The sequence below is a fragment of the Streptomyces sp. NBC_00090 genome (genome assembly GCF_045160815.1).
Taxonomy (GTDB): Bacteria; Actinomycetota; Actinomycetes; order Streptomycetales; family Streptomycetaceae; genus Streptomyces.
Map to the genome: position 1 here is coordinate 8,091,887 of NZ_CP108224.1, position 23,813 is coordinate 8,115,699.

General features: G+C 73.2%; 21 protein-coding genes and 1 pseudogene. 17 read left to right on the top strand and 5 right to left on the bottom strand.

The genetic code is table 11. The annotated features are described in order from the left end of the window. Positions 1 to 453: 453 nt before the first annotated feature. The 4 genes from OG361_RS35970 to OG361_RS35985 form a co-directional block, all read right to left on the bottom strand. Entirely contained in the window at positions 454 to 1,815 is a 1,362-nt protein-coding gene (locus tag OG361_RS35970) for a carboxyl transferase domain-containing protein (protein WP_405860358.1), read from the bottom strand. Positions 1,816 to 2,182: 367 nt separating this feature from the next. Then, positions 2,183 to 2,677, bottom strand: a complete 495-nt coding sequence (locus OG361_RS35975) for a DUF6114 domain-containing protein (RefSeq protein WP_405860360.1) — start codon at positions 2,675 to 2,677, stop codon at positions 2,183 to 2,185. Positions 2,678 to 2,679: 2 nt separating this feature from the next. Beyond that, positions 2,680 to 3,336 (bottom strand): DUF6230 family protein, encoded by a 657-nt coding sequence (locus OG361_RS35980; RefSeq protein ID WP_405860362.1) that lies wholly within the window; start codon positions 3,334 to 3,336, stop codon positions 2,680 to 2,682. Positions 3,337 to 3,532: 196 nt separating this feature from the next. After that, positions 3,533 to 4,207 (bottom strand): TetR/AcrR family transcriptional regulator, encoded by a 675-nt coding sequence (locus OG361_RS35985; RefSeq protein ID WP_405860364.1) that lies wholly within the window; start codon positions 4,205 to 4,207, stop codon positions 3,533 to 3,535. 510 nt (positions 4,208 to 4,717) lie between these two features. On the opposite strand from OG361_RS35985, the gene OG361_RS35990 reads away from it, so the two are divergent. After that, positions 4,718 to 5,386 (top strand): Tat pathway signal sequence domain protein, encoded by a 669-nt coding sequence (locus OG361_RS35990; protein ID WP_405860366.1) that lies wholly within the window; start codon positions 4,718 to 4,720, stop codon positions 5,384 to 5,386. Between the two features lie 48 nt (positions 5,387 to 5,434). On the opposite strand, the gene OG361_RS35995 is transcribed toward OG361_RS35990, so the two are convergent. After that, positions 5,435 to 5,893 (bottom strand): Crp/Fnr family transcriptional regulator, encoded by a 459-nt coding sequence (locus OG361_RS35995; RefSeq protein WP_405860368.1) that lies wholly within the window; start codon positions 5,891 to 5,893, stop codon positions 5,435 to 5,437. Between the two features lie 221 nt (positions 5,894 to 6,114). On the opposite strand from OG361_RS35995, the gene OG361_RS36000 reads away from it, so the two are divergent. The 16 genes and pseudogenes from OG361_RS36000 (at position 6,115) to OG361_RS36075 (ending at position 23,786) form a co-directional block, all read left to right on the top strand. Next, positions 6,115 to 6,810 (top strand): alpha/beta hydrolase, encoded by a 696-nt coding sequence (locus OG361_RS36000; protein WP_405860370.1) that lies wholly within the window; start codon positions 6,115 to 6,117, stop codon positions 6,808 to 6,810. A 264-nt stretch (positions 6,811 to 7,074) separates the two neighbouring features. Beyond that, positions 7,075 to 7,830, top strand: coding sequence for an amino acid ABC transporter ATP-binding protein (locus OG361_RS36005; protein ID WP_405860372.1), 756 nt, complete (start codon positions 7,075 to 7,077; stop codon positions 7,828 to 7,830). 43 nt (positions 7,831 to 7,873) lie between these two features. Further along, positions 7,874 to 8,722, top strand: a complete 849-nt coding sequence (locus OG361_RS36010; RefSeq protein ID WP_405860373.1) for a glutamate ABC transporter substrate-binding protein — start codon at positions 7,874 to 7,876, stop codon at positions 8,720 to 8,722. A gap of 10 nt (positions 8,723 to 8,732) precedes the next feature. Next, positions 8,733 to 9,398: an amino acid ABC transporter permease gene (locus tag OG361_RS36015; protein ID WP_384562549.1), complete on the top strand. Its 666-nt coding sequence runs from the start codon at positions 8,733 to 8,735 to the stop codon at positions 9,396 to 9,398. Then, a complete protein-coding gene (locus OG361_RS36020; protein WP_405860375.1) occupies positions 9,395 to 10,300 on the top strand; it encodes an amino acid ABC transporter permease in 906 nt (301 codons plus the stop codon). The genes OG361_RS36015 and OG361_RS36020 overlap by 4 nt, the downstream gene beginning before the upstream one ends. An 81-nt stretch (positions 10,301 to 10,381) precedes the next feature. Then, positions 10,382 to 11,965 (top strand): molybdopterin-dependent oxidoreductase, encoded by a 1,584-nt coding sequence (locus OG361_RS36025; protein WP_405860377.1) that lies wholly within the window; start codon positions 10,382 to 10,384, stop codon positions 11,963 to 11,965. A gap of 112 nt (positions 11,966 to 12,077) precedes the next feature. Next, positions 12,078 to 14,207: an ATP-binding protein gene (locus OG361_RS36030; RefSeq protein ID WP_405860379.1), complete on the top strand. Its 2,130-nt coding sequence runs from the start codon at positions 12,078 to 12,080 to the stop codon at positions 14,205 to 14,207. A gap of 127 nt (positions 14,208 to 14,334) precedes the next feature. Then, positions 14,335 to 15,516 (top strand): sulfite oxidase, encoded by a 1,182-nt coding sequence (locus OG361_RS36035; protein ID WP_405860381.1) that lies wholly within the window; start codon positions 14,335 to 14,337, stop codon positions 15,514 to 15,516. A gap of 260 nt (positions 15,517 to 15,776) precedes the next feature. Continuing rightward, positions 15,777 to 16,607, top strand: a complete 831-nt coding sequence (gene nadE, locus OG361_RS36040) for an ammonia-dependent NAD(+) synthetase (RefSeq protein ID WP_405860383.1) — start codon at positions 15,777 to 15,779, stop codon at positions 16,605 to 16,607. A gap of 68 nt (positions 16,608 to 16,675) precedes the next feature. Continuing rightward, positions 16,676 to 17,068 (top strand): VOC family protein, encoded by a 393-nt coding sequence (locus OG361_RS36045; RefSeq protein ID WP_405860385.1) that lies wholly within the window; start codon positions 16,676 to 16,678, stop codon positions 17,066 to 17,068. A 109-nt stretch (positions 17,069 to 17,177) separates the two neighbouring features. After that, positions 17,178 to 17,754: pseudogene (locus tag OG361_RS36050) on the top strand (glycine betaine ABC transporter substrate-binding protein); the annotation flags it as partial. Between the two features lie 125 nt (positions 17,755 to 17,879). Then, the gene (locus tag OG361_RS36055) at positions 17,880 to 19,355 is read left to right on the top strand and encodes a cellulase family glycosylhydrolase (RefSeq protein WP_405860387.1); all 1,476 of its coding nucleotides are present in this window, start codon (positions 17,880 to 17,882) and stop codon (positions 19,353 to 19,355) included. A gap of 85 nt (positions 19,356 to 19,440) precedes the next feature. Continuing rightward, on the top strand, positions 19,441 to 20,766 hold the full coding sequence (locus tag OG361_RS36060) for an alpha/beta fold hydrolase (protein ID WP_405860389.1): 1,326 nt from the start codon (positions 19,441 to 19,443) through the stop codon (positions 20,764 to 20,766). Between the two features lie 99 nt (positions 20,767 to 20,865). After that, on the top strand, positions 20,866 to 22,014 hold the full coding sequence (locus OG361_RS36065) for a GntR family transcriptional regulator (RefSeq protein WP_405860391.1): 1,149 nt from the start codon (positions 20,866 to 20,868) through the stop codon (positions 22,012 to 22,014). 90 nt (positions 22,015 to 22,104) lie between these two features. Next, positions 22,105 to 23,037, top strand: coding sequence for an SIS domain-containing protein (locus OG361_RS36070; protein ID WP_405860393.1), 933 nt, complete (start codon positions 22,105 to 22,107; stop codon positions 23,035 to 23,037). Beyond that, the gene (locus tag OG361_RS36075) at positions 23,034 to 23,786 is read left to right on the top strand and encodes a PIG-L deacetylase family protein (RefSeq protein WP_405860395.1); all 753 of its coding nucleotides are present in this window, start codon (positions 23,034 to 23,036) and stop codon (positions 23,784 to 23,786) included. The genes OG361_RS36070 and OG361_RS36075 overlap by 4 nt, the downstream gene beginning before the upstream one ends. The last annotated feature ends 27 nt before the right edge of the window (positions 23,787 to 23,813 follow it).

The following is a 23,813-nucleotide window of genomic DNA, read 5'->3' on the forward strand; positions in this document are numbered from 1 at the left end:
CCGAGTCTGGGATCAGCCGTGCGAGCGCGCGGAGGCGGTCGGTCACGGCGTGGGGACGTCGGGTGCCTCGCGTGGGAATGCCGCGCGCGAGCGCACCGGGGTCAGGCGTTGCCTGTGAGGATCGGAATCGGACTCATGAGAGGTCCTCCGATGAGCGGGTGGTCGCCCGACTGCCGGCCGGCCCACTGCTCTTTGGCCGGTGCCACGCGCCACGGCTCCGATTAAACCACGGCCCCAAGACGGGTCGCGGGGATGGTGAGTGCTCTCCGGGGTCAACGCCCTCGGTGGTCAGGTCTGCCGAGGACGGCGTCGAGCTCCACCCCGACGAGCCACTCGGGATCGATGAAGCGTGACACCTCGACGAAGGTGGTGACCGGACGGATCGACGCGAAGAGCTCCCGGCGGGTCGGACCGTGATCGCAGAGCGCTGCGCGTTCGAGAAGGGCCCTGTGTCTATGTGGCAGCCGGGCCGGGGACGATGCCCCGGATGACGCCGAGGTCGAGGAGGTCCTGCGGACGCAGCCGGAGCAGGTCGGCGGTGGCGGCGGACTCCTCCGGGGTGCGTTTGAGGATGGCGGTGGCGAGCTCGGGTGCGATGACGGAGAAGTAACTGTCCGGGGTCGCCCAGGTGTTGCCCGGGGCGGCCAGGGCGAGCGCGCCGCCCGAGCCGCCCTCGCCGACGAGGAGGGAGGTGAGCGGGACCCGCGCGGTGGCGACGGCTTCGAAGAGGTCGGCGATGGCCGGGCCCGCTCCGTCGCGTTCGGCCGCCGGGTCGTTGGCGGCTCCCGGGGTGTCGACGAGGGTGAGGACGGGGATCCCGAGGCGGTCGGCTAGGCGGACGAGCCGGGCCGCGGTGCGGAAGCCGGCGGGCCGGGTGGCGGTGCCGCACTGGGCGGCGTAGGCGACGGTACGGCCGTCCGGCCGCTGTCCGAACCCGCAGAGCATGCCGGGGTCGGTGCCTCCGCAGCGGTCGCCGGAGATCTCGGCGCGGTGGGTGAAGTGGGCGTCGAGATAGGCGGGGGCCCGGGGGCGGTCGGGGTGCCGGGCGCGGGCCACGGCGTCCCGGCCGGAGCCGGCGGGCGCGGTGGCCGTCAGCGCGACCGTGGCGCCGAGGGCGGGCGGGGGAGGGACGGGGCCCTCGGCCGGGCGCGTGAGGAGTGTGAGCCAGCGTCCGAGCGTCTCGCGCAGCTCCCCGGGCGGCACGACGGCGTCGATGTGGCCGTGGGCGAGCTGGGCCTCCGCCGTGTACGCGGCGGGGTCGGCGTCCGGCGGTCGTACCCGCGAGCCGGCGAAGCCGACCTGGGCGCCGGGGAGGGCGAGGACGACGTCGGAGCCGGCCCCGAGCGTGGCCCAGCCGCCGCCGGTCGTCGGATCGCGCACCACCGCGACCTGGGCCAGCCCGGCGGCCCGGGTGAGGGCCGACTCACGGGCCAGTTTCTGGAGCTGGAGGAGCGCGCGCATGCCCTCGTGCATCCGGCTCCCGCCGGTGGCGGGAAGGACGACCACGGGCAGCCGCCGGGCGCGGGCGAGCCGGTGGGCGGCGACGGCGCGCGCACCCGTCCGCTCGCCGATCGAGCCGCCGAGGAACCGGAACTCGAAGGAGAGGAGCACCGCCTGCACTCCGCCGATCGAGCCCGTGCCGCAGACCACCGACTCGGTCTCGCCGGTACGGGCGGTGGCGCGGCCGTGCGCGGCGGAGTAGCCCGGCCAGCCGATCGGGCCGTCCCCGTCCAAGGGCCCCTCAGAGGTGGGGAGCTCGGTGAAGTCGTCGGTGACGAGGGCGATCGCCTCGCGTGCCGTCATCGGGTCGGTCATGTGCGCGCCTCGCCGCTCGTCGCCGGGTCCGTCCGTACGGGTGGGTCGGTGGTGCGCCCTCACCGTACCGTCGGCCGGTGGAGGCGGGGAGGAGGGCTCCCGCACGTCCCGGTGTCCCGGTGTCCCGGTGTCGTCATCGTGCGGGGGAGGGGAGTGCGCCGGTTCGCCCCCGGGTGGGTGGGGCGAGGATCACGGGACGGACGCCGGGTCCCCTGAGGGCGGGGCGCCCCGTCCTCAGGGGTCCCCGGAACCCGGCGCCGGGCCGCGTACGGACGGGCCAGGCGCCGGGCTGCGGGTTCGCCGCGGGTGAGGCGCCGGGTCGTGGGTTCGCCGCGGGTGAGGCGCCGGGGTGCGGATCCGCCGTGGGTCAGGCGTCCGGTCGCGGTTCCGCCACGGGTCCGGCCGCCGCACCGGCCGCCGACGGTGTCCCGTGTCCGGACGTCCCGTGTCCGGCCGTCCCCCGTTCCCGGCGCCCACGGAGCCAGCGGCGCCGCCGTGGGCGGTCGGGCAGCCAGCCGAAGGCGAGCGAGCTGCCGACGAGCCCCAGCATCATCCCGACGAAGAACCCGCCCAGGTTGGACGTCACCCAGCTCCCCAGGGACGCCAGGACGCCGACGACCGAGTAGAAGAGCCGCTGGCCGGGATTGACGACGACGAGCAGTCCGCAGATCACCATCAGGACGGGGAGGACGTAGCCCACGAGGCTGTCCGCCCCCGCCGTGAGGATCACGGTGATGCTCGCCCGCTGGGTCAGCAGGATCTCGGCACCGCCCAGGGCGAGCGCGAGACCGGCGCCGAACGGACGGCGGTACCGCCAGAGCCGGAAGGCCCGCCAGAGGCGGCGGGGGCGGCCGGACGCCACGCTCAGCAGCCCTTCGAGCTGAAGCGCATGTGCAGGTCGGGCAGGGTGAACCGGACGGCTGTCGTGGCGTAGTTGGTCTGTCGCAGGTCCTTGATGCGGACGGTGTCGGCCTGCTGGCCGAACACGCCCAGGGGACCCTTGACCGGGGGTTTCTCGAAGGTGCTGGCGTCGCCGCCGATCTCGATGTTGTCGAAGTCGGCTACCTTGCCGGAGATTTCGGTGGAGTCGGTGGTGAGCCCCGAGGCCTTGACCGGGGTGCCCTTGGCGCCGGCCGTGATGTGCAGATAGGTGCCGCCGAGCTCCACGCTCTGGCAGAGGTTGGTGAGTTGGGCCTCGCGGATCGCGGTGACGATGACCAGGACCTGACCGCCGGTGTCGCCGGCGTTCGGGCTGCCCTCCGCCATGTTGTCGAGGCCTCCGAACTGCCCGAAGCCCCTGCCCTCCAGACTGTCGGCGGTCACCGTGAACGGCATCCCGGAGATGGCGAACTGGGCGGCGAGCGCTCCTTGGGCGGTCAGCACCACGAGAGCGGCCGCGGCGGCCAGGGCGGGCCCGCCCATCAGGGCCGCGCGGCGGAACCGGACCCGACCGCGTCTGCCGGAACCGTCGTCGGGTAAGGGGGAGTTCACGCTGTCGGGGGTGTGTTCGGACAGGGCCATGCGGTGCTCCTGACGTGAGTGAGGAAACAGACCTGCGCGGCGGCGTCCTGGCGCGGACCGTTCCCCGAGCTGCCCGGGTCTTCCTCGCGTGGTGCGGAGGCAGACGTGCCGCAGGGAACCTTTCGGACCGTAAGGCTTGCTGTTACCCGCGGTCAACTCCCTGGCGAATGCGGGCTTTTGAGCGTCCGGCGATCGATCATTCGCAGGTGAACGGGACCACGACGACATGCACGAGACTGTCGAGCAGATGGGGAAGATCGGCGAACCGGCCCTCGTCGACCGCGCGGTGGACCGCCGCGTGTACGGCACCCACCACGATGTCCACCAGCTCGCCCCGCGCCACCCACGGCGGCCCCGGCGGCGCGTCCTCGAAGAACCGTCGAAAACTGGCCAGAAGTTCTGCACGGGCCCGGCGCCCCGCGGGCCCCACCGACTCGATCTCGACGACCATCGTGGCGAAGGCCGGGGTCTGCGTGAGCAGGGTCAGGAGCACCCGCAGCCCGGCCCGTACGGAGGCCGGCCAGTCCGCCGCGCCGCCCGCCTCGTCGTACGCCCGCTGCATGGCGCGCACCACCTGCTGCGTACCGCTCCGGTAGGCGGCGATGACGGCGTCCTCCTTGCCGGAGAACAGCTCGTAGAAGACGGGGCGGGTCACTCCGGCCGAGCGGCAGATGTCGCTGATGCGCGCGCCGCCGTAGCCGTTCGCCGCGACCGTCCGGGCCACTCCGTCGAGCAGTCGCTCCCGCTGTCGGGAGGCCACCTGTTCGGGGCTGAGCCGGCGCGGGCCCGGGCGCAGTGAGCGCTCAGGTTCGCGTCCCGATCGGGCCCCCGGCAGGACGAGCCCCTCCTCGGCCTCGCGGGCACTCGTCATCGGCCACATCCTTCCGGGCTTGTTGACGTCACATACTCGGCAGGATTACAACCCTCGTGGGTTTTCCTCTCGGTTCGCCGAGTGTCATCGGGTGTTCCCACGTGTTCGGTGGAGCCGCTCCCCGAGGGACGGGACGCGTCCTCACCGCGCACGGCACCGAGTATCACGCTCCCGCACCGTTCAAGAACACCGCTGCCGGACATCCGTGGCGCCGGATCGTTCCCGGCAGCGGCCGCACGCCGCTCCGCACCTCTTCGTGCGACGCGTCGTACCGCTCGGTTCGCCGCTCGGTACCGCTCGGTTCGCCGCTCGGTACCGCTCCGCACTCCGTACTGCTCCGCACGTCGCTCCGTACCGCTCGGGGCGTCGTTCCGTGCGGCCATGTACCCCTCCCACCCGTTCGTACGACGCCCATGCCCGCGCCCATCCCCACGCCCATGGGCACCGCCGAGTTCAGTGCAGTTCAGCCGATTTCCGCACCCCCACCTCCGTACGGAAGGAAGCATCCCCATGCGCAAGCGCACTCTCCTCGCCACCGTCGGCCTCGCCGTCACCGCCACGCTGGCCGCGACCACCCAGGCCGGCGCCTTCGGCTCCGCCGCCGGCGAAGTCCTGACCACCGGCAGCGCCGGCGGCACGGCCGTCGCGGTCGGCGACGTCCTCTCCGCCTCGCTCCCCACGGGGACCAAGGCCCGGATCGCCACCACGCAGGGCGGCAGCACCGGCATCACCTGCAACACCTCCGCGTTCACCGCCACCGTCACCGGCAACCCCGCCGCGCCCGGCACCGCCACCGAGACCGTCACGGCCCACACGCTCAGCAGCTGCACCACCAACATCATCGGGGCGACGGGCGTGCAGAGCATCACCGTCAACAACCTGCCGTTCAGCACCGCGGTCGTCTCCGGCGGGGCGCTCACCGTCACCGCGGGCGCCGCGGGCCCGATCCAGACCACCCTGAAGATCAACAGCATCCTCGGCCTGATGACCTGCGTCTACCGGGCCGCCAGCCTCACCGCCACGCCCTCCAACACCGACAACTCGCTCACCTTCACCGACCAGCTGTTCACCAAGGCCAGCGGCCCCGGCACCTGTCCGGCCAACGGCTACTTCTCGGCGAAGTACGGACCCGTCCTGGACACCAGCCAGGCCGGCAGTCCCGCCGTCTTCGTGAACTGACCCCCGTCGTGGCCCCGCCCTCCCCGCGCGTACGGGGGAGGGCGGGTTTCACGCGAAGATCCCGCTCCCGTGCGGGGCGTACAGGTCGAGGAGCCGGACCCGGGTCACGTTCAGGCGGTGGGCCATGATCGACCCCACCCAGAACGTGACCGAGACGCCGAACTCCGCGTCCGAGCGGCACATCGACCGGACGGCCGGGGCGTTGAACTCGTACGCCCTCACCGGCGTCATCGCCTCTGCGCCCGACTGGCACAGGTAAGGGGGGAACAGCCAGGAGAGACCGACGAGCTCGCCGTGGCGCAGGGTCTCGATCACCGGCGACCCGCGGCCCGGCACCTTGGCGTCGAGCGTCACCGCTCCCGTCTTCACGATCCAGAACCGGTCGGCGTGCTGCTGCTCCTCGAACAGCCGGTGTCCCGAATCGAAGTACACGTCCTCGGCGAAGGCCATCAGGCGCTCCCGGTGCTCCGGCGGCAGCGTGCTGACCTTGGGCGCGGCACTGGTCATGGCGGACCCTCCTCGGACACTCGGCTCCCACCCCCGGGGCTCGTCTCCCACCCCCAGTGTCCGTCCATCCGTCCGCTCCCGCGCGCAGGATCCGGCCGGATGGCCGGACCGACGTGCGGGGTCACCGTCGCGCACATAGCGTGGCCGCGGGGAGACGGGGCGGGATCAGGGGCGGGATCAGGGGCGGGAACCATCCCTCGCGCAGATCGGTACGGAAACCCATGGCAGACAAGCCCACAATCGTCCTCGTGCATGGATTCTGGGGCGGCGCCGCCCACTGGTCGAAGGTCATCGTCGAGCTCCACCGGCGGGGCTACGACAAGCTGCACGCCGTCGAGAACCCGCTCACCTCGCTCGCCGACGACGCCGAGCGCACCAGGAAGATGGTGAAGCAGGTCGACGGACCCGTGGTGCTCGTCGGGCACTCCTACGGCGGCGCCGTCATCACCGAGGCCGGTGACCTGCCGAACGTGAAGGCCCTCGTCTACGTCGCCGCCTTCGCCCCGGACGCGGGGGAGAGCCCGGGACAGCTCAGCCAGGAGACGCCGCCGGCCGCCTTCGACAACATCGTCCCCGACTCGGACGGCTACCTCTGGATCAAGCAGGAGGCCTTCCACGACAGCTTCGACCAGGACCTGACGCAGGAGGAGGCCCTGGTCATGGCCGTCACCCAGAAGGCCCCGCTGGGCTCCGCCTTCGGCGATACGGTCACCACCCCGGCCTGGCGCGTCAAGCCGTGCTGGTACCAGGTCTCGACCCAGGACCGCATGATCCACCCCGACAACGAGCGCCGCATGGCGCAGCGCATGAACCCGCGCAAGATCATCGAGCTGGACGCGAGCCACGCCTCGCTCGCCTCCCGGCCGGTCGAGGTCTGCGACCTCATCGAGCTCGCCGTACGGGAGACCGCCGGCTGACGTTCCCGGCCCGCCCCGCCGCGAGCCCCGCGCCGGGAGCCCCCGGGAGCCCCCGCCGGGAGGCTTGCGCCGGGAGGCCCATCCGTCCCGCGCCCGCCCCGCCCGCCCCGCCCGTCCCCCGCCCGCCCCGCCCGTCCCTCGCCCGCGTCCGCCCCGCCCCGCCCGGTGTGCGCGGGCTCCGGCGTGCGCGGGCCGGGCGGAGGGCGGAGCATGAACGTGAGGAGGGAGCGGCAAGCGGGGGCGTGACCCTGGATGGAGGGTGCCATGCCCGTCCCGGAAGGCGGAGACGCGCTCGTCGTGCTGCGCGCGGTGGACAAGCACTTCGGCGCCCTGCACGTCCTTCAGTCCATCAACCTGACAGTGCACCGCGGCGAGGTGGTCGTCGTCATCGGGCCGTCCGGCGGGGGAAAGTCGACGCTCTGCCGGGCGATCAACCGCCTGGAGACCATCGACTCGGGCGAGATCGTCATCGACGGACGCCCCCTCCCGGCCGAGGGGCGCGAACTTGCGGCCCTGCGAGCCGACGTCGGCATGGTCTTCCAGTCCTTCAACCTCTTCGCGCACAAGACGGTGCTCGGCAACGTCACCCTGGGCCAGATCAAGGTCCGCAAGAAGGACCGGAAGAGCGCCGAGGAGCGCGCCCGCGCCCTGCTCGACCGGGTCGGGGTCGCCTCGCAGGCGGACAAGTACCCGGCTCAGCTCTCCGGTGGCCAGCAGCAGCGCGTGGCGATCGCCCGCGCCCTCGCCATGGATCCGAAGGTGATGCTCTTCGACGAGCCGACCTCCGCGCTCGACCCCGAGATGATCAACGAGGTGCTTGAGGTCATGCAGCAACTCGCCCGGGACGGCATGACGATGGTGGTCGTCACCCACGAGATGGGCTTCGCCCGCTCCGCCGCCAACCGTGTCGTCTTCATGTCGGACGGACGGATCGTCGAGGAGACGACCCCGGACGAGTTCTTCAACAATCCGCGCAGCGACCGGGCCAAGGACTTCCTGTCCAAGATCCTCCACCACTGAGCCGCGGCCGTCGCCCGACCAGCAGCCCCCAGGGGTGATCCACATGAACACGCTCAGGACCGGCAGGGCCACCGTCGCCGTCGCCGCGGCCGTCGTCCTCTCCTTCACCTCCGCAGGATTCGCGTCCGGTGCGACCGGAGACGTACCCCGCGACCACGGCGGTGACGAGATCACCGTCGGTATCAAGTACGACCAGCCCGGCATCGGCCTGAAGACCCCCGACGGCACCTACACGGGCTTCGACGTCGACGTGGCGACGTACATCGCCAAGGAGCTCGGCCACGACCCGTCCGACATCGTCTGGAAGGAGGCCAAGAGCGCCGACCGGGAGTCGCTGCTCCAGCGCGGTGACGTGGACTTCATCGCGGCCTCGTACTCGATCAACGACGAGCGGGCGAAGAAGGTCGACTTCGCCGGTCCCTACCTCCTGGCACACCAGGACGTCCTCATCCGCGCCGACGACGACTCCATCACCAAGCCGTCCGACCTGAACAACAAGAAGCTCTGCTCGGTCACCGGCTCGACGTCCGCGCAGAACGTGAAGGACGAGATCGCCCCCGACGCCCAGCTCCAGGAGTACGGCGGCTACTCCGAGTGCCTGACCGGTCTGGAGAACGGTGTCATCGACGCCGTCACCACCGACGACTCGATCCTCGCCGGGTACGCGTCGCAGGACGAGTTCAAGGACAAGTTCAAGCTCGGCGGCTTCAAGATGAGCAACGAGAACTACGGCATCGGCGTCCAGAAGGGCAGCGAGCTCAAGGCGAAGATCAACACCGCTCTGGAGAAGATGGTCGCCGACGGCTCCTGGGACGCGGCGGTAGAGAAGAACTTCGGCCCCGCCGGCTACCAGAACGAACCCGCCCCGAAGATCGGCGTCATCGTCAAGTGAGCAGGCCGTCGTGTTCGACTTCCTCCAGGGGTACGACCTGCTCGGAGCCTTCTGGGTGACGGTGCAGCTCACCGTCTACTCCGCGATCGGCTCCCTGATCTGGGGGACGCTGCTGGCCGCCATGCGCGTCAGCCCCGTCCCCCTCATGAGGGGATTCGGCACCGTCTACGTCAACATCGTCCGCAACATCCCCCTCACCGTCATCATCGTCTTCACCTCCCTCGGCCTCTTCCAGACCCTCGGAGTGAGCCTCGGCGCCGACAGGTTCACCGTCATCAACTTCCGGCTCGCCGTCCTCGGTCTCACCGCCTACACGAGCGCCTTCGTCTGCGAGGCGGTCCGCTCCGGCATCAACACCGTCCCCCTCGGGCAGGTCGAGGCGGCCCGCGCCATCGGGCTCAGCTTTCCGCAGGTCCTGCGCATCGTCGTGCTCCCGCAGGCCTTCCGCTCCGTCGTCGGCCCGCTCGCCAACGTCATGATCGCCCTCACCAAGAACACCACCGTGGCCGCCGCGATCGGCGTCGCCGAAGCGGCCCTGCTGATGCGCGAGATGATCGAGAACGAAGCCCAACTCATCCTCATCTCCGCGATCTTCGCGTTCGGGTTCATCTGCCTCACCCTGCCCACCGGCCTCTTCCTCGGCTGGGTGGCCAAGAAGGTGGCGGTGAAACGGTGAAGAAGGACAGACCTACGGTCCTCTACGACGTCCCCGGGCCGCGCGCCCGGCGGCGCAACGTCCTCTGGACGCTGCTGTTCCTGGTCGCCCTGGCCGCCGTGGTGTGGTGGGTCCTGGTGAGCCTCGCCGACAAGAACCAGCTCGAATGGTCCAAGTGGGCGCCCTTCTTCACCGACGCCCGCATCTGGGAGACGTACATCCTGCCAGCCCTGAAGAACACCGTGATCGCCGCCGCGCTCGCCATGGTGATCGCGCTGCCGCTCGGCGCCCTCCTCGGCATCTCCCGGCTCTCCGAACACCGCTTCGTGCGCGGCGCGGCCGGCACCGGCGTCGAGTTCTTCCGGGCCATCCCCGTCCTGATCCTCATGCTCTTCGCCAACGCCGCGTACTCCGAGTTCACCGACATCAGCCCGGACATCCGCCCGATGTACGCCGTCGTCACCGGTCTCGTCCTCTACAACGCCTCCGTACTCGCCGAGGTCGTCCGCGCCGGCATCCTCGCCCTGCCCACCGGCCAGACCGACGCGGCGAAGGCCATCGGCATGCGCAAGGGCCAGACCATGACGTACGTACTGCTCCCGCAGTCGGTCACCGCGATGCTGCCCGCGCTGGTCAGCCAGCTCGTCGTCATCGTCAAGGACACCGCGCTCGGCGGCGCGATGCTCGGCTTCTCCGAACTCCTCGCCTCCGTACGCCCGATGAGCGCCAACTACGGCGCCAACACCATCGCCTGCTTCACCGTCGTCGCCGTGATCTTCGTCATCCTCAACTTCGCGCTCACCACCTTCGCCTCCTGGCTCGAAGGCCGGCTGCGGCGCGGCAAGAAGTCCACGGGCGCGGTCGTCGGCGCGGCGGCGGTCGAGGAACTCGCGACCCCGGGCGAGCACCTGGACAAACCCTAGGATCCCCCGTCAGGTGTGTCGGGCTGCGCCGCCCGGGTGAAGGGACCCATCCGGGCGGCGCAGCGTGCCGAAGTACTCACCATGAACGCCACCAGGGCCGCGCGCGAGCCGGAGTACACACCCACCCGCACCGACCGGCTGCTCGCCGCGGTCGGCGGCCTCGTCGCCGCGTACGTCTCACTGGCCGTCGCCGATCTCGTCGCCTCCCGCGTACGGCCCGAGGCCGCCCCCGTCCCGGCCGTCGGCGGCGCCGTCGTCGACCGGACCCCGGCGGCCCTGAAGGACTGGGCGATCCGCACCTTCGGCGAGAGCGACAAGGCGGTCCTCCAGCTCGGCATCCTGGTCCTCCTCGGCCTGCTCGCGGCCGCGATCGGTGTGCTCGCGCTCCGACACCGCGCACTCGGCGCGGCGGCGGTCGGCGCCTTCGGTCTCCTCGGAGCGCTCGCCGCCGTGACCCGCCCCGACTCGGACTCGGCCCTGGACGCCGTGCCGTCCCTCGTCGGGGCCGTCGTCGGCGTGGTCCTGCTGTACGTCCTGACCGGCCGCCTCCTCACCCCGAGGCCCGGCACGGCCCGGGCCGACCGGCGCGGGTTCCTGATCGTCGCCGCCTCCGCCGGGCTCGCCGCGACGGGTGCGGCGGCCCTCGGCCGTGCCGTCGGCTCACCCGTGGAGACGAACGCGTCCGCCTCCCGGGCGGCGCTGCGCCTGCCCCGGCCGGCGTCCCCCGCCCCGCCCATGCCCGCGGGAGCCCAGCTCCGCGTCCCCGGCATCAGCCCGTTCCTCACCCCCAACCGCGACTTCTACCGCGTCGACACCGCGCTGGTGGTCCCCAAGGTCGACGCCGACCGCTGGCGGCTGCGGCTCCACGGCAGTGGGGTGCGCGAGGAACGCACCTTCACACTCCGTGAGTTGACGGCACGCAGAGTGGTGGAGCGGGACATCACCCTGGCCTGCGTCTCCAACGAGGTCGGCGGCCCCTACGTCGGCAACGCCCGCTGGCTCGGCATCCACCTCGCCGATCTGCTCCGCGAGGCCGGCGTCCGGCCGCCCTCCGAGGGCGGAACCGCCGACCAGCTCGTCGCCCGCTCCGTCGACGGCATGACCATCGGCACCCCCGTCGAGGAGGTCATGGACGGCCGCGACGCCCTCCTCGCCTTCGGGATGAACGGCGAACCCCTGCCCTTCACGCACGGCTTCCCCGTCCGCATGATCGTCCCCGGCCTGTTCGGCTACGTCTCCGCCTGCAAGTGGATCGAATCGATCGAGCTCACCACCTTCGACGCCTACGACGCCTACTGGGTCCCGCGCGGCTGGGCCGCCGAGGCCCCCGTCAAGACCCAGTCCCGCATCGACACCCCCCGCCCCCTCGGCCGCCCCGCCGCCGGCACCGTCATGATCGCCGGGGTCGCCTGGGCGCAGCACCGGGGCATCACCCGGGTCGAGGTACGGGTCGACGACGGCCCCTGGCGGGACGCCCGGCTCGCCGCCGAGGACAGCCGCGACACCTGGCGCCAGTGGGCGTACCCCTGGGAGGCCGCACCCGGCCGGCACACCCTCACCGTGCGCGCCACCGACGGCACCGGGGCCACCCAGCCCGAACAGCGCACCGACACGATGCCCGACGGGGCCCAGGGATGGCACTCGGTCGTCGTGACGGTGGAATGACGAGTGAGACGAGGGAGGAGAGGGTCCGGCGGAGGGGGCGAGGGAGGGGAGGGGAGTCATGAGGGGCGAGGATGCGTAACGAAGCGGTTCCGTGGGTCCGTTCCCGCCGTCCATGAGGGAGACTGCTCCCGTGCGTGGACATCTGCCGGACGAGAACCCGGGGTTCGTGGGGCGCCGCACGGAACTGGAGCGAATATCCGCCGCGTTGGCGGAGCACCGCCTCGTCACCGTGACCGGCGTCGGCGGCGTCGGCAAGACGCGGCTCGCGCTGCGCGCCGCCCACCGCGTCGCCGAACGGTTCCCGGACGGCGCCTGGTGGACCGACCTGACCCCCCTCGACGGCGACCGGCTCCTCGTCGCGCTCGTCGCCGACTCCGTCGACCTCGCCGACCACACCCCCGGCATGGCGAGCACCGCGCTCTGCCGCAGGCTCGCCGACGACCACCTGCTCCTCCTCCTCGACTCCTGCGAGCACCTGACCGAACCCTGCGCGAGGCTCGTCTCCGAACTCCTCGCCGCCGCCCCCGGACTCACCGTCCTCGCCACCAGCCGCCGTCCCCTCGGCGTCGCGGGGGAGCGGATCGTCGCCCTCGACCCGCTGCCGCCCGCCGGCCGGGACGCCCTGGAGCTGCTCCGCCGGGCCGCCGGGGAGGACTTCCCCGCGGCCGGGCCCGCCGGGGAGATCTGCGTACGCCTCGAAGGGATCCCCCTCGCCCTGGAACTGGCCGCCGCGCAGATCCGCCTCCAGGGCGCGGAGGCCGTCCGGGACCAGCTCGGGACCCGCCTCGACACCCCGCCGGGAGCCCGCTTCGACCTGCTCGCCCACACCGAGCGGGTGTGGCCGAGCCGCCACCAGACCCTGCGCGCCGCCATCGGCTGGAGCCACGAGCTGTGCGCGCCGCTCGAACGCCTCCTCTGGGCCCGTCTCTCCGTCTTCCGCGGCCCCTTCGACCTCGCGTCGGCGACCGCCGTCTGTGCCGGCGGCCCGCTGACCCGCGCGACCCTGCCGGACGCCCTCGACGGACTCGTCCGCTCCTCGGTGGTCCGCCCGCCCGACGCCCGTGGCCGGCACCGGATGCTCGACACGATCCGCGCGTACGGGGCGACGTGGCTGGAGCGGACCGGCGAGACCGGGACGGTCGCCGACCGGCACGCCGCCCACTTCCGGGGCCTCGCCCGCCGGGCGGACACCGAGTGGCTCGGCGCCCGCCAGCTGCGCTGGTACCGGAGCGTCGACGCCCACCACACCGACCTCCGCACCGCCCTCGACCGGCTGCTGCGCACCGACCCGGACGCGGCCCTCGACCTCGTCGGCTCCGTCGCCTTCGCCTGGTCCTGCCGCGGCCGCCTCCGCGAGGCCCGCGACGGCCTCGAACAGTCCCTGCTGCTCAGCGGTGCCCGCGGCCGCGCCCGGGCCCGCGCCCTGTGGGCGCTCGGCGTGACCCTCGTCCTCCAGGGCGAGTTCGGCCCCGCCCAGGACGTCAGTGAACGCTGCGCCCGTGAGGCCCGGTACACGGAGTACGAGGAGGCACTGGAGGAGCGCGCGGACGACCCCGGCCAGGGACCGTACGCGGAGGCCGGACGCCCCCGGCCCGGTGACCTCACGCTGGACGCCGCCGCCCTCGCCGGGCTTCTCGCCCTGACCACCGGCCGTCCCATGGCCGCCTTCGTCGTGGTGGACCACGTCCTCGACGCCGTACCGGGCGGACCCGCCGACTCCGCCGCCCGGCTCCGCTGCGGCCTCGTACGGGTCTTCGCCCTCACCGGTCTCGGCCGGCTCGCCGAGGCCCGCGAGCGGGCGCTCGCCCTGCGGGTCCTGTGCGAGGAGCTCGACGAACACTGGACCCGCACCGCCCTGCAGTACCAGCTCGCCCTGACCGGACTCCTGGAGGGCGATCCGGCGGCCGCCGCGGGGCACGCCCGCGGCATGCTCGAAGGGACCCGGCGGCTCGGCGCGAGCCTGGGCGTCGCGCTCGGCCTCGACGTCCTCGCCACCGCCCTCGCGGCCGCCGGTGACGGCGAGCGCGCGGCCGACGTCTCCGGCACGGGGGAGGCGTACTGGCGCTCCACCGGCCAGCCCCGGCGCGGGCTGCCGGGTCTGCGGGCCCTGCGCGAGAAGTACACGGACACCGCCCGCGCGACGATCGGGGAGCCCGCCTACGAGGAGATCTTCGTGCGCGCCCTCACGGGCCTCCCGCAGGACGGCCTCGACCGGGCGCTCCGCAGCTCCTCGCAGTCCTGACGAAGCCGACCCCGGGCGGGGCCCGGACCCACCACCGCCCGGCGCCGCGGAGGGGCCCGGGAGTGGCGTCCGGGAGCGGGGCCCGCCCCGACAGGACACCCCGGGGCGCCCGGCGCACCATGAGGGCATGGACCGATCCCTGAGCGAACTGGGCGACATCAGCGCGCCGGGACGGCTCGCCGGGCCGGAGGAGGGCATCTCCGCGCAGGAGCTGGCCCTCGCCGCCCGCAACCACGGGCTGCCCCTGGAAGCGCTGCGGTACGACGTGACCCCGCCCGGCCTCCACTACGTCCTTGTGCACTACGACATCCCCGCGACGGACGCGGACGGCTGGCGGCTCACCGTCGGCGGCCGGGTGCTCCGGCCGCTCGCCCTGGACGTCGACGGGCTGCGCGCCCGGCCCTCCGTCACCCGCCGCGTCACCCTGGAGTGCGCGGGGAACGGACGTGCCCGCCTCAAGCCCCGGCCCGTCAGCCAGCCCTGGCTCGTCGAGGCCGTCGGCACGGCCGACTGGACGGGCGTCCCCCTCGCCGCGCTGCTCGCGGAGGCCGGCGCCGCCGAGGACGCGGTCGAGGCCGTCTTCACCGGCGCCGACCACGGTGTGGAGCGGGGCGTCGAGCAGGACTACCGGCGATCCCTGCCCCTGTCGGTCGCCGCGGATCCGGCCCGGGACGTCCTCGTCGCGTACGAGATGAACGGGGCACCCCTGCCCCCGCAACACGGCTCCCCGCTCCGGCTCGTCGTCCCCGGCTGGTACGGCATGGCCCACGTGAAGTGGCTCCACGACATCACGCTCACCGCCACCCCGTACACCGGCTTCCAGCAGAGCGTGGCCTACCGCATCCGGGGCGCGGTGCCGGACGCCGCGGCCCGGTCCGGGATGCACGCGGCGGCCGAGGACCCCGACCCCGGGGAGCCCGTCACCCTCATCGCGCCCCGGGCCCTGATGATCCCGCCCGGCTTCCCGGACTTCATGTCCCGCACCCGTGTCGTCCGCCCCGGGCCCGTACCGCTCGCCGGACGCGCCTGGTCCGGCCACGGACCGGTCACCCGCGTCGAGATCAGCGAGGACGGCGGGGCCGTCTGGACCGACGCCGAACTCGACCACGACCCCGCCCATCCCTGGGCCTGGTCCTCCTGGCACACCACCTGGACCGCGACACCGGGGCTGCGCCACCTCACCGCGCGGGCCACCGACGCCGAGGGCCACGTCCAGCCGCTCACCGGGCCGTGGAACCGCGGCGGCTTCGCCAACAACCTCGTCCAGCGGGTCGAGGTGCTCTGCACCCCGGAGACGGGCACACCCTGACGCCCACGTCCACGTCCACGTCCGCTGGACGGACGCCCATGCCCACGCCCACGCCCACGTCCGCCGGACGGACGGCCACGCCCACGTCCACGTCCGCGGACTGACGCCCACGCCCTGACGCCCCCGCCCGCGCCCGGCCGGCGACAGCATGGGGCCGCGGGCCACCGGGGCCGGGCGACACCCTGCGGCCCCGGTGCGTAGAGTCGACCCCGGTACCGATCCGACCCCGGTACGCACCCGATCCCGACGAGGAGACCCCCGTGACCGACCCGGCGTCCACCGCCCTCCAGCAGCAGATCGCCCGGGACCTCGAGGTGTCCGACACCTTCGACCCGGCCGTGGAGATCGAGCGCCGGGTGGCCTTCCTCGCCGAGCGCCTCACCTCCACCGGGCTGCGCTCCCTCGTCCTCGGCATCAGCGGCGGCGTCGACTCGACGACCGCCGGCCGGCTCTGCCAGCTCGCCGTGGAGCGGGTCCGGGCCGCCGGCCACGACGCCACCTTCTACGCCATGCGCCTGCCGTACGGCGTCCAGGCCGACGAGAGCGACGCGCAGACCGCGCTCGGCTTCATCCGCGCCGACCGGGTCCTCACCGTGGACGTGAAGGCGGCCAGCGACGCGGCCCTGGAGGCCGGCCTCGCGGGCGGGGTCACCTTCCGTGACGCCCACCACCAGGACTTCGTGCAGGGCAACATCAAGGCCCGCCAGCGGATGATCGCCCAGTACGCGGTCGCCGGCGCCCACGACGGCCTCGTCGTGGGCACCGACCACGCCGCGGAGGCGGTCTCCGGCTTCTTCACCAAGTTCGGCGACGGCGCCGCCGACGTCGTCCCGCTCACGGGTCTCACCAAGCGGCGCGTCCGCGCGGTCGCCGCCGAGCTCGGCGCCCCGGCCGAGCTGGTGTGGAAGACCCCGACGGCCGACCTGGAGACGCTGGACCCGGGCAAGCCCGACGAGGACGCGCTCGGCGTCACGTACGACGACATCGACGACTTCCTGGAGGGCAAGCCGGTCGCGGAGGCCGCCTTCGCCTCGATCGTCCGCCGCTACGAGCTCACGGAGCACAAGCGGCGGCTGCCGATCGCCCCCTGAGCGGTTCGCGGCCCGTCGGCGGATCCTGGAAGGGGGCCTCGGAAGAGTCCCCCGGAAGGGAGTACGTCATGTTCGGCGAGACCTCGGCATTCAGCGGCTTCTCGGTCGACGACCTCGACGCCGCCCGGCGCTTCTACGGCGAGACCCTCGGCCTGAAGGTGGAGGAGGCGGGCGAGGGCGAGATGCGGATGCTCTTCCTCACCCTGGCGGGCGGGACCCGGGTCTTCGTCTACCCGAAGGAGGAGCACACCGCCGCCTCGTACACGATCCTCAACTTCCAGGTCGACGACGTCGACCGGGCCGTCGACGAGCTGGCGGCGCGCGGGGTGACCACGGAGCGCTACCCCGGCTTCGACGCCGACGAGAAGGGCATCCTGCGGGGCGGTGACGGCCGGCCGACGATCGCCTGGTTCACGGACCCGGCGGGGAACGTCCTGTCCGTCCTCCAGGAAGACGTGTGAAAGACGCCGGAAAGACGATCTGAGCCCGCCGGAACCCAGAGCTCGCCCCGGGGCTCCCCGAAGCTGCCCAGCAGGGGGTCCGGGGGCCGGTTCCGCACCCGAACGGCCCGGCCGGATCGACGTCGTACCGGAGTACGCGGCCACCTTCGCCGACTGGCTGAACGCCAAGGCCAACGGGCCGGACGCGCCGACCGTCGGCTCGCCCGACCTGGCCGCCACCATGACCGCCCTGCGCGCGCTCGCCACCCCGCGCGGGCTCACCGTCCTCCACCCCGGGCCCGCCGTCGACCAGAGCGCCTTCGCCGTCACCGCCGCCTACGCCGCCGAGCACCGTCTGAAGACGCTCAGCGACCTCGGGGCCGTCGGCCTCCCCCGTCAGGATCGCGGCCGGGGACGAATGCGTCCAGCGGCCGTACTGCGCCCCCGGTCTCGAGAAGGTCTACGGGATCGACCTCCAGAACGCCGACCACATCGTCCCGGTCGTCAATCGCGCCCGCGCCGGGAGCGCGGGGGTCACGGGGCTCCTCGACCGGCTCAACACCGTCCTGACCACGGCAGATCTGGCCGAACTCAACGAACAGGTCGACAGCTGGCGCCGCCTCCCCGAGGACGTGGCGCGGAACTACCTCACCGGCAAGGGCCTGATTCCGCGCTGCCGGGTGGGGGCTCTGTCGTCAGCCCGCTGAACAGCGTCTCTTGTCATGACCCTTGCGGGGTGTTCCAGACCCCTGCTATTCATCCGTTAGGAAAGTTTCCTTCCAGTCCAACTCTCCGTCCCCCACCCCTCGTTCGTCGTTCCGTGGAGACCCCCATGACTTCGGCACGATCCGTACGACCCCGCCTCCGGCCCCGCGTCCGGCACCTCGGCGTCGCCGGCACCGCCCTCGGCGCCCTGCTCCTCGGCCTCGCCGCCGCACCGCCCACCGCGAGCGCCGCCCCCGTCACCCACGAGGCGGAGACGGCCACCGTCTCGCAGGGCCTCGCCGAGTCCGACCACGCCGGATTCACCGGCACCGGCTTCGTCAACTACGACAACGTCAGCGGCAGTTACGTCCAGTGGAACGTCAACGCCGCCCAGGCGGGCACCGCCACCCTCACCCTGCGCTACGCCAACGGCACGACGACCGACCGCCCCATGAACATCACGGTCAACGGCGCGACCGCCGCCTCCGGCACGTCCTTCGCCGGCACCGGAGCCTGGACCAGCTGGGCGACCACCCGGGTCACCGCCACCCTCAAGGCCGGCGCCAACACCGTCCGCGCCACCGCCACCACCGCGAACGGCGGCCCCAACGTCGACCACCTCACGGTCGACACCGGCACCACCACCCCGCCGCCCACCGGCACCACGCCCGCCGCGGTCAACGGACAGCTCAAGGTCTGCGGCACCAAGCTCTGCAACCGGTACGGCCAGCCGATCCAGCTGCGCGGCATGTCGAGCCACGGCACCCAGTGGTACGCCCAGTGTCTGACGGGCGGCTCCCTCGACGCCCTCGCCAAGGACTGGAACGCCGACGTCCTGCGGGTCTCCACGTACGTCCAGGAGGACGGCTACGAGACCGACCCCCGCAAGTACACCGACCTGGCCCACTCGCTCATCGAGCAGGCCACCGCGCGCGGCATGTACGTGATCGTCGACTGGCACATGCTCGACCCCGGCGACCCGCACCACAACCTCGCCCGCGCCAAGACCTTCTTCACCGAGATCGCCCAGCGCCACGGCTCCAAGACCAACCTGCTCTACGAGATCGCCAACGAGCCCAGCGGCGTCGCCTGGTCCCGGATCAAGAGCTACGCCGAGGAGCTCATCCCCGTCATCCGCGCCAAGGACCCCGAGACCCCGGTCCTCGTCGGCACGCGCGCCTGGTCCTCGTTCGGCGTCTCCGAGGGCTCCGACGAGTCCGAGGTCGTGTCCAGCCCGGTGAACGCGAGCAACATCATGTACACGTTCCACTTCTACGCGTACTCCCACCGGGACGAGTACCTGAACACCCTCTCCCGCGCCGCCGACAAGCTGCCCGTCTTCGTCACCGAGTTCGGCACGCAGAACTACGCCGGCGAGGGCGCCAACGACTTCACCATGACGCAGAAGTACCTCGACCTGATGGCCACGAAGAAGATCAGCTGGGTCAACTGGAACTTCTCCGACGACAGCCGCAGCGGCGCCGTCTTCAAGCCCGGCACCTGCGCCGCCGGCGGAACCTGGACCGGCACCGGCTCCCTCAAGCCCGCCGGAGTCTGGATCCGTGACCGGATCAGGACGGCGGACTCCTTCCCCACCTCCTGACCCGCCCCGCCCCGTCCCCGGGTACGGCCCCCGCCATGTGATCCACTGTCCTGGCGGGGGCGTACGAACAGGAGCAGGAGCAGCCTTGACCACCTACCGCCAGCCGGGCCTCGTCCTCACCGACCACCGCTTCCCCGTCCCGCTCGACCACTCCCGCCCCGACGGCGAGCGGATCGAGATCTACGGCCGTGAGCTCGTCGCGAGCGGGCAGGCCGGGAAGGCCGGGAACGCCGACAAGGACCGGGAGCGGCTGCCCTGGCTGGTCTACCTGGAGGGCGGCCCCGGCTTCGGCGCCCGCCGTTTCGTCGGCCCGCAGGCCTGGCTCGGACGGGCCGTGCGCGAGTACCGCGTCCTCCTCCTCGACCAGCGCGGCACCGGCCGCTCCACCCCCGCCAACCGCCAGACCCTGCCGCTGCGCGGCACCCCGCGCGAGCAGGCCGACTACCTCACCCACTTCCGCGCCGACTCCATCGTCAAGGACTGCGAGGCCATCCGGCGGCGGCTCACCGGCGGCGCCCCCTGGACCGTCCTCGGCCAGAGCTTCGGCGGTTTCTGCGCCACCCACTACCTCTCCACCGCCCCCGAAGGCCTGGAGACCGTCCTCGTCACCGGGGGCCTGCCCTCCCTGTACGCCACGGCCGACGAGGTCTACCGCGCCGCCTACCCCCGCGTCCGGCGCCGCAACGAGGCCCATTACGCCCGCTACCCGCAGGACGCCGAGCGGGCCCGGGCCATCGCCGCGCACCTCCTCGAACACGAGGTCACCCTCCCCGGCGGCGGGCTCCTCACCGTCGAGGCCTTCCAGTCGCTCGGCATCCTCCTCGGCTCCGGCGACGGCACCCACCAGCTCCATCTGCTCCTGGAGCACGCCTTCGTCCCGACCCCGGGCGGGCCCGCGCTCTCCGACGCCTTCCTCGAACAGGTCCAGGCCCACCTGTCGTTCGCGGGACACCCGCTCTACGCGGTGCTCCACGAGGCCATCTACGCGCAGGGGCAGGGCCCCACCGACTGGGCCGCGGAGCGCGTCCGGGGCGAGTTCCCCGAGTTCGACGCGGCCTCGGCCCTCGCCGACGGCGGGCCCCTCCTCTTCACCGGCGAGACCGTCCACCCGTGGCACTTCACCACCGACCCGGCCCTGCGACCGCTCCGCGAGACGGCGGAGCTGCTCGCCCAGCGGGCCGACTGGGCCCCGCTCTACGACCCCGAGCGCCTCGCCGCCAACGAGGTTCCGGTGGCCGCCGCCGTCTACCACGACGACCTGTACGTGGACACCGCCCACTCCCTCGAAACGGCGAGAGCCGTGCGCGGCCTGCGGACCTGGGTGACCGACGAGTTCGAGCACGACGGGGTACGGGCCGGCGGCCCGCGCGTCCTCGACCGGCTCCTCTCGCTCGCCCGCGACGAGGTCTGACCTTCCGGCGCCGGTGCTGATCGCCCGGGCATAGGATTCGGCGCGCAATCGACGAGCAATGCGCGCCGCGCCCGGCGCGGCGAGAGCGAGGGGGCCCGGATGGCGGGACGTGAGACACCGGCGTCCGGCCGGGAGCTGAAGTTCCGGGCCCTCATGGCCGAGCTGCGGCGCGGCATCCTCGACGGCACCTGGCCGCCCGGCAGCAAACTCCCCACCGAACGCGCCCTCGCCACCGAGACGGGCCTGTCGGTGACGACCGTCCGCCGCGCCTACGAGGACCTCGTCGCCCTCGGCCTCGTCGAGCGGCGCCAGGGCGCGGGCACCTTCGCCGCCCACCGCCCCGAGCGGGACAGGACCGGCCGCCGGATCGTCGGGGTCCTCGTCCCCGACACCACGTTCTACTACCCGCGCGTCCTCCAGGGCATCGAGAAGGAGCTCGCGGCGGACGGCGCACGGCTCGTCCTCGCCTGCTCCCACTACGACCCCGACGAGGAGGACGCCGCCGTCGAACGCCTCCTCTCCGCGGGCGTCCACGGGCTCCTCCTCGTCCCGAGCCTGCACACCGCCACCGACCCCGGCCGGCGCGCCGAGGAACTCCTCGCCCTGCCCGTCCCCGCCGTCCTCGTCGAGCGCCGGCTCGCCGCCCACGGCCCCGGCGACTCCACCGAGCACGTCTGCACCGACCACGAGGGCGGCGCCTACGACGCCGTACGCCATCTGCGCGGCCTCGGCCACGAACGGCTCGGCCTCGTCGCCCGCACCGACGCGCCCACCACCGCGCCCATCGAGTCCGGCTTCGCCCGGGCGCTCGCCGATCTCGGACTGCCCGAAGCCCCGCCGTACGAACGGGACGTGATGGCCCGCTGGGACCCGGACCGCGCCGACCGGGCCCTCGCCGCCCTGCGCGCCGCCGGTGTCACCGCCGCGCTCTGCTTCGGCGACCGGGAGGCCGCGCTGATGCTCGGGGCGGCCCGCCGCGCCGGGCTCCGGGTGCCCGAGGACCTCGCCCTGATCAGCTACGACAACGAGTTCGCCGATGTCGCGGAGACCCCGCTGACGGCCGTGTCGCCGCCCAAGTACCAGCTCGGCCGGCTCGCCGCGCAGATCCTGCTCCGGCGCCTCGCCGAGGGGGACGCGGCCCCGCTCCACCAGGTGCAGCTGCGGCCCCGGCTCGTCGTCCGCGCCTCCTGCGGGGGCGGACGCGGGGGAGTGCGGGGAGCGGGGGACGAGGAAAAGTCCAAGCAGTGAGTGCGTATTGCTCATGGTGTGCTCTTGCCCGATACCGGTAGAACTCGGTCCGGACCCCATGTGGGAGCCTGCGAGGAGAGGACCCGGACCATGAGCACCCATGTCACCGCGGAGATCGCCAGTCAGCCCGACTGCTGGCGCCGCGCCGCCGAGACCGCCGAGGGCCATGCCGCCCGGCTGCCGCTCCGGGGCGAGCGCATCGCGGTCGTCGGCTGCGGCACCTCGTACTGCATCGCCCGCGCCTACGCCGCCCTGCGCGAGTCGCTCGGCGCGGGCGAGACCGACGCCTTTCCCGCCTCCGACAGGACCCCGCTCGGCCGCGGCTACGACCGGATCGTCGCCCTCACCCGCTCCGGCACCACCACGGAGGTGGTGGACCTGCTCGCCGCCGCGGCCGGCCGCGTCCCGACCCTTGTCCTGACCGGCGTCCCGGACAGCCCGGCCGGGCAGCTCGCGGACGAGGTCGTCGACCTCGGCTTCGCCGACGAACGCTCCGTCGTCCAGACCCGGTTCGCCACCACCGCACTCCAACTCCTGCGAGCGGGGCTCGGGGTGGACCTGGCGCCCGCGATCGCCGACGCGGAGCTCGTGCTGTACGAGCGGCTCCCCGCCGTCTGGGAGCGGTGCGCCCAGTTCACCTTCCTCGGCACCGGATGGACCGTGGGACTCGCCGACGAGGCGGCGCTGAAGCTCCGCGAAGTGGCCCGCGCCTGGACGGAGTCGTACGCGGCGATGGAGTACCGGCACGGCCCGATCTCCATCAGCGACCGGACCAGCCTCGTCTGCTGCCTCGGCCCCGCCCCCTCCGGCCTCCGGGACGAAGTGGATTCCACGGGCGCCGTGTTCGCCGCCGACGCCATCGACCCGGTCGCCGCGCTCGTCCGTGTCCAGCGCCTCGCGGTCGCCCTCGCGGAGCGGCGCGGCCTCAACCCCGACCGCCCGCGGCACATCTCGCGCTCGGTGATCCTCGCCGGTGCGTTCCGCCCGACGGTCGCGGAGGCGGCCCGTATCCTGCGCTCATGATCGAAACCGGAGTCACCGACCTCGCGGAGATGCCCGGCGACTGGCAGCGCGCCCTCGCCGTCGTCGCCCACCCCGACGATCTGGAGTACGGCTGCGCGGCGGCCGTCGCCGGCTGGACCGACGCCGGGAAAGAGGTCGTCTACGTCCTCGCCACCCGCGGCGAGGCGGGGATCGACACCCTCGCGCCGGACGTCTGCGGCCCGCTGCGCGAGCGGGAGCAGCGGGACAGCGCGGCCGTCGTCGGCGTCGACACCGTCGACTTCCTCGACCACCGCGACGGTGTGATCGAGTACGGGCTCGGGCTGCGCCGCGACATCGCGGCCGCGATCCGCCGCCACCGCCCCGAGCTCGTCGTCACCCTCAACCACCGCGACACGTGGGGCGGGGGGCCGGGCGCCCCCTGGAACACCCCCGACCACCTGGCCGTCGGCCGCGCCACACTGGACGCGGCGGCCGACGCCGGGAACCGCTGGATCTTCCCCGAGCTGACCGAGCAGGGCCTGGAGCCCTGGGACGGCGTGCGCTGGGTGGCGGTCGCGGCCTCCAGCACCCCGACCCACGCCGTCGACGCGGGCCCGGGCCTGGACCGGGCGATCCGTTCGCTGCTCTGCCACCGGGCCTACATCGAGGCGCTGACGGACGAGGACCCGGAGGAGTACGTCCGGTCCTTCCTCACCGCGACGACGAGCCGCGCCGCCGACCGCTTCGGCGGCCGTCAGGCGGTGACCTTCGAGCTCTTCGCCCGCTGACGGGGGCGCCGGGGGGTGCCATGAGGG

What these genes read in the sequence shown, in the direction of transcription:
- OG361_RS36025 (WP_405860377.1), top strand. Translation starts at nt 10,382, where the DNA reads ATGAACGCCACCAGGGCCGCGCGCGAGCCGGAGTACACACCCACCCGC.
- OG361_RS36070 (WP_405860393.1), top strand. Translation starts at nt 22,105, where the DNA reads ATGAGCACCCATGTCACCGCGGAGATCGCCAGTCAGCCCGACTGCTGG.
- OG361_RS35985 (WP_405860364.1), bottom strand. Translation starts at nt 4,207, where the DNA reads ATGACGAGTGCCCGCGAGGCCGAGGAGGGGCTCGTCCTGCCGGGGGCC.
- OG361_RS36075 (WP_405860395.1), top strand. Translation starts at nt 23,034, where the DNA reads ATGATCGAAACCGGAGTCACCGACCTCGCGGAGATGCCCGGCGACTGG.
- OG361_RS36055 (WP_405860387.1), top strand. Translation starts at nt 17,880, where the DNA reads ATGACTTCGGCACGATCCGTACGACCCCGCCTCCGGCCCCGCGTCCGG.
- OG361_RS35990 (WP_405860366.1), top strand. Translation starts at nt 4,718, where the DNA reads ATGCGCAAGCGCACTCTCCTCGCCACCGTCGGCCTCGCCGTCACCGCC.
- OG361_RS36045 (WP_405860385.1), top strand. Translation starts at nt 16,676, where the DNA reads ATGTTCGGCGAGACCTCGGCATTCAGCGGCTTCTCGGTCGACGACCTC.
- OG361_RS36000 (WP_405860370.1), top strand. Translation starts at nt 6,115, where the DNA reads ATGGCAGACAAGCCCACAATCGTCCTCGTGCATGGATTCTGGGGCGGC.
- OG361_RS35970 (WP_405860358.1), bottom strand. Translation starts at nt 1,815, where the DNA reads ATGACCGACCCGATGACGGCACGCGAGGCGATCGCCCTCGTCACCGAC.
- OG361_RS36035 (WP_405860381.1), top strand. Translation starts at nt 14,335, where the DNA reads ATGGACCGATCCCTGAGCGAACTGGGCGACATCAGCGCGCCGGGACGG.
- OG361_RS36010 (WP_405860373.1), top strand. Translation starts at nt 7,874, where the DNA reads ATGAACACGCTCAGGACCGGCAGGGCCACCGTCGCCGTCGCCGCGGCC.
- OG361_RS36005 (WP_405860372.1), top strand. Translation starts at nt 7,075, where the DNA reads ATGCCCGTCCCGGAAGGCGGAGACGCGCTCGTCGTGCTGCGCGCGGTG.
- OG361_RS36030 (WP_405860379.1), top strand. Translation starts at nt 12,078, where the DNA reads ATGAGGGAGACTGCTCCCGTGCGTGGACATCTGCCGGACGAGAACCCG.
- OG361_RS36065 (WP_405860391.1), top strand. Translation starts at nt 20,866, where the DNA reads ATGGCGGGACGTGAGACACCGGCGTCCGGCCGGGAGCTGAAGTTCCGG.
- OG361_RS35995 (WP_405860368.1), bottom strand. Translation starts at nt 5,893, where the DNA reads ATGACCAGTGCCGCGCCCAAGGTCAGCACGCTGCCGCCGGAGCACCGG.
- OG361_RS35980 (WP_405860362.1), bottom strand. Translation starts at nt 3,336, where the DNA reads ATGGCCCTGTCCGAACACACCCCCGACAGCGTGAACTCCCCCTTACCC.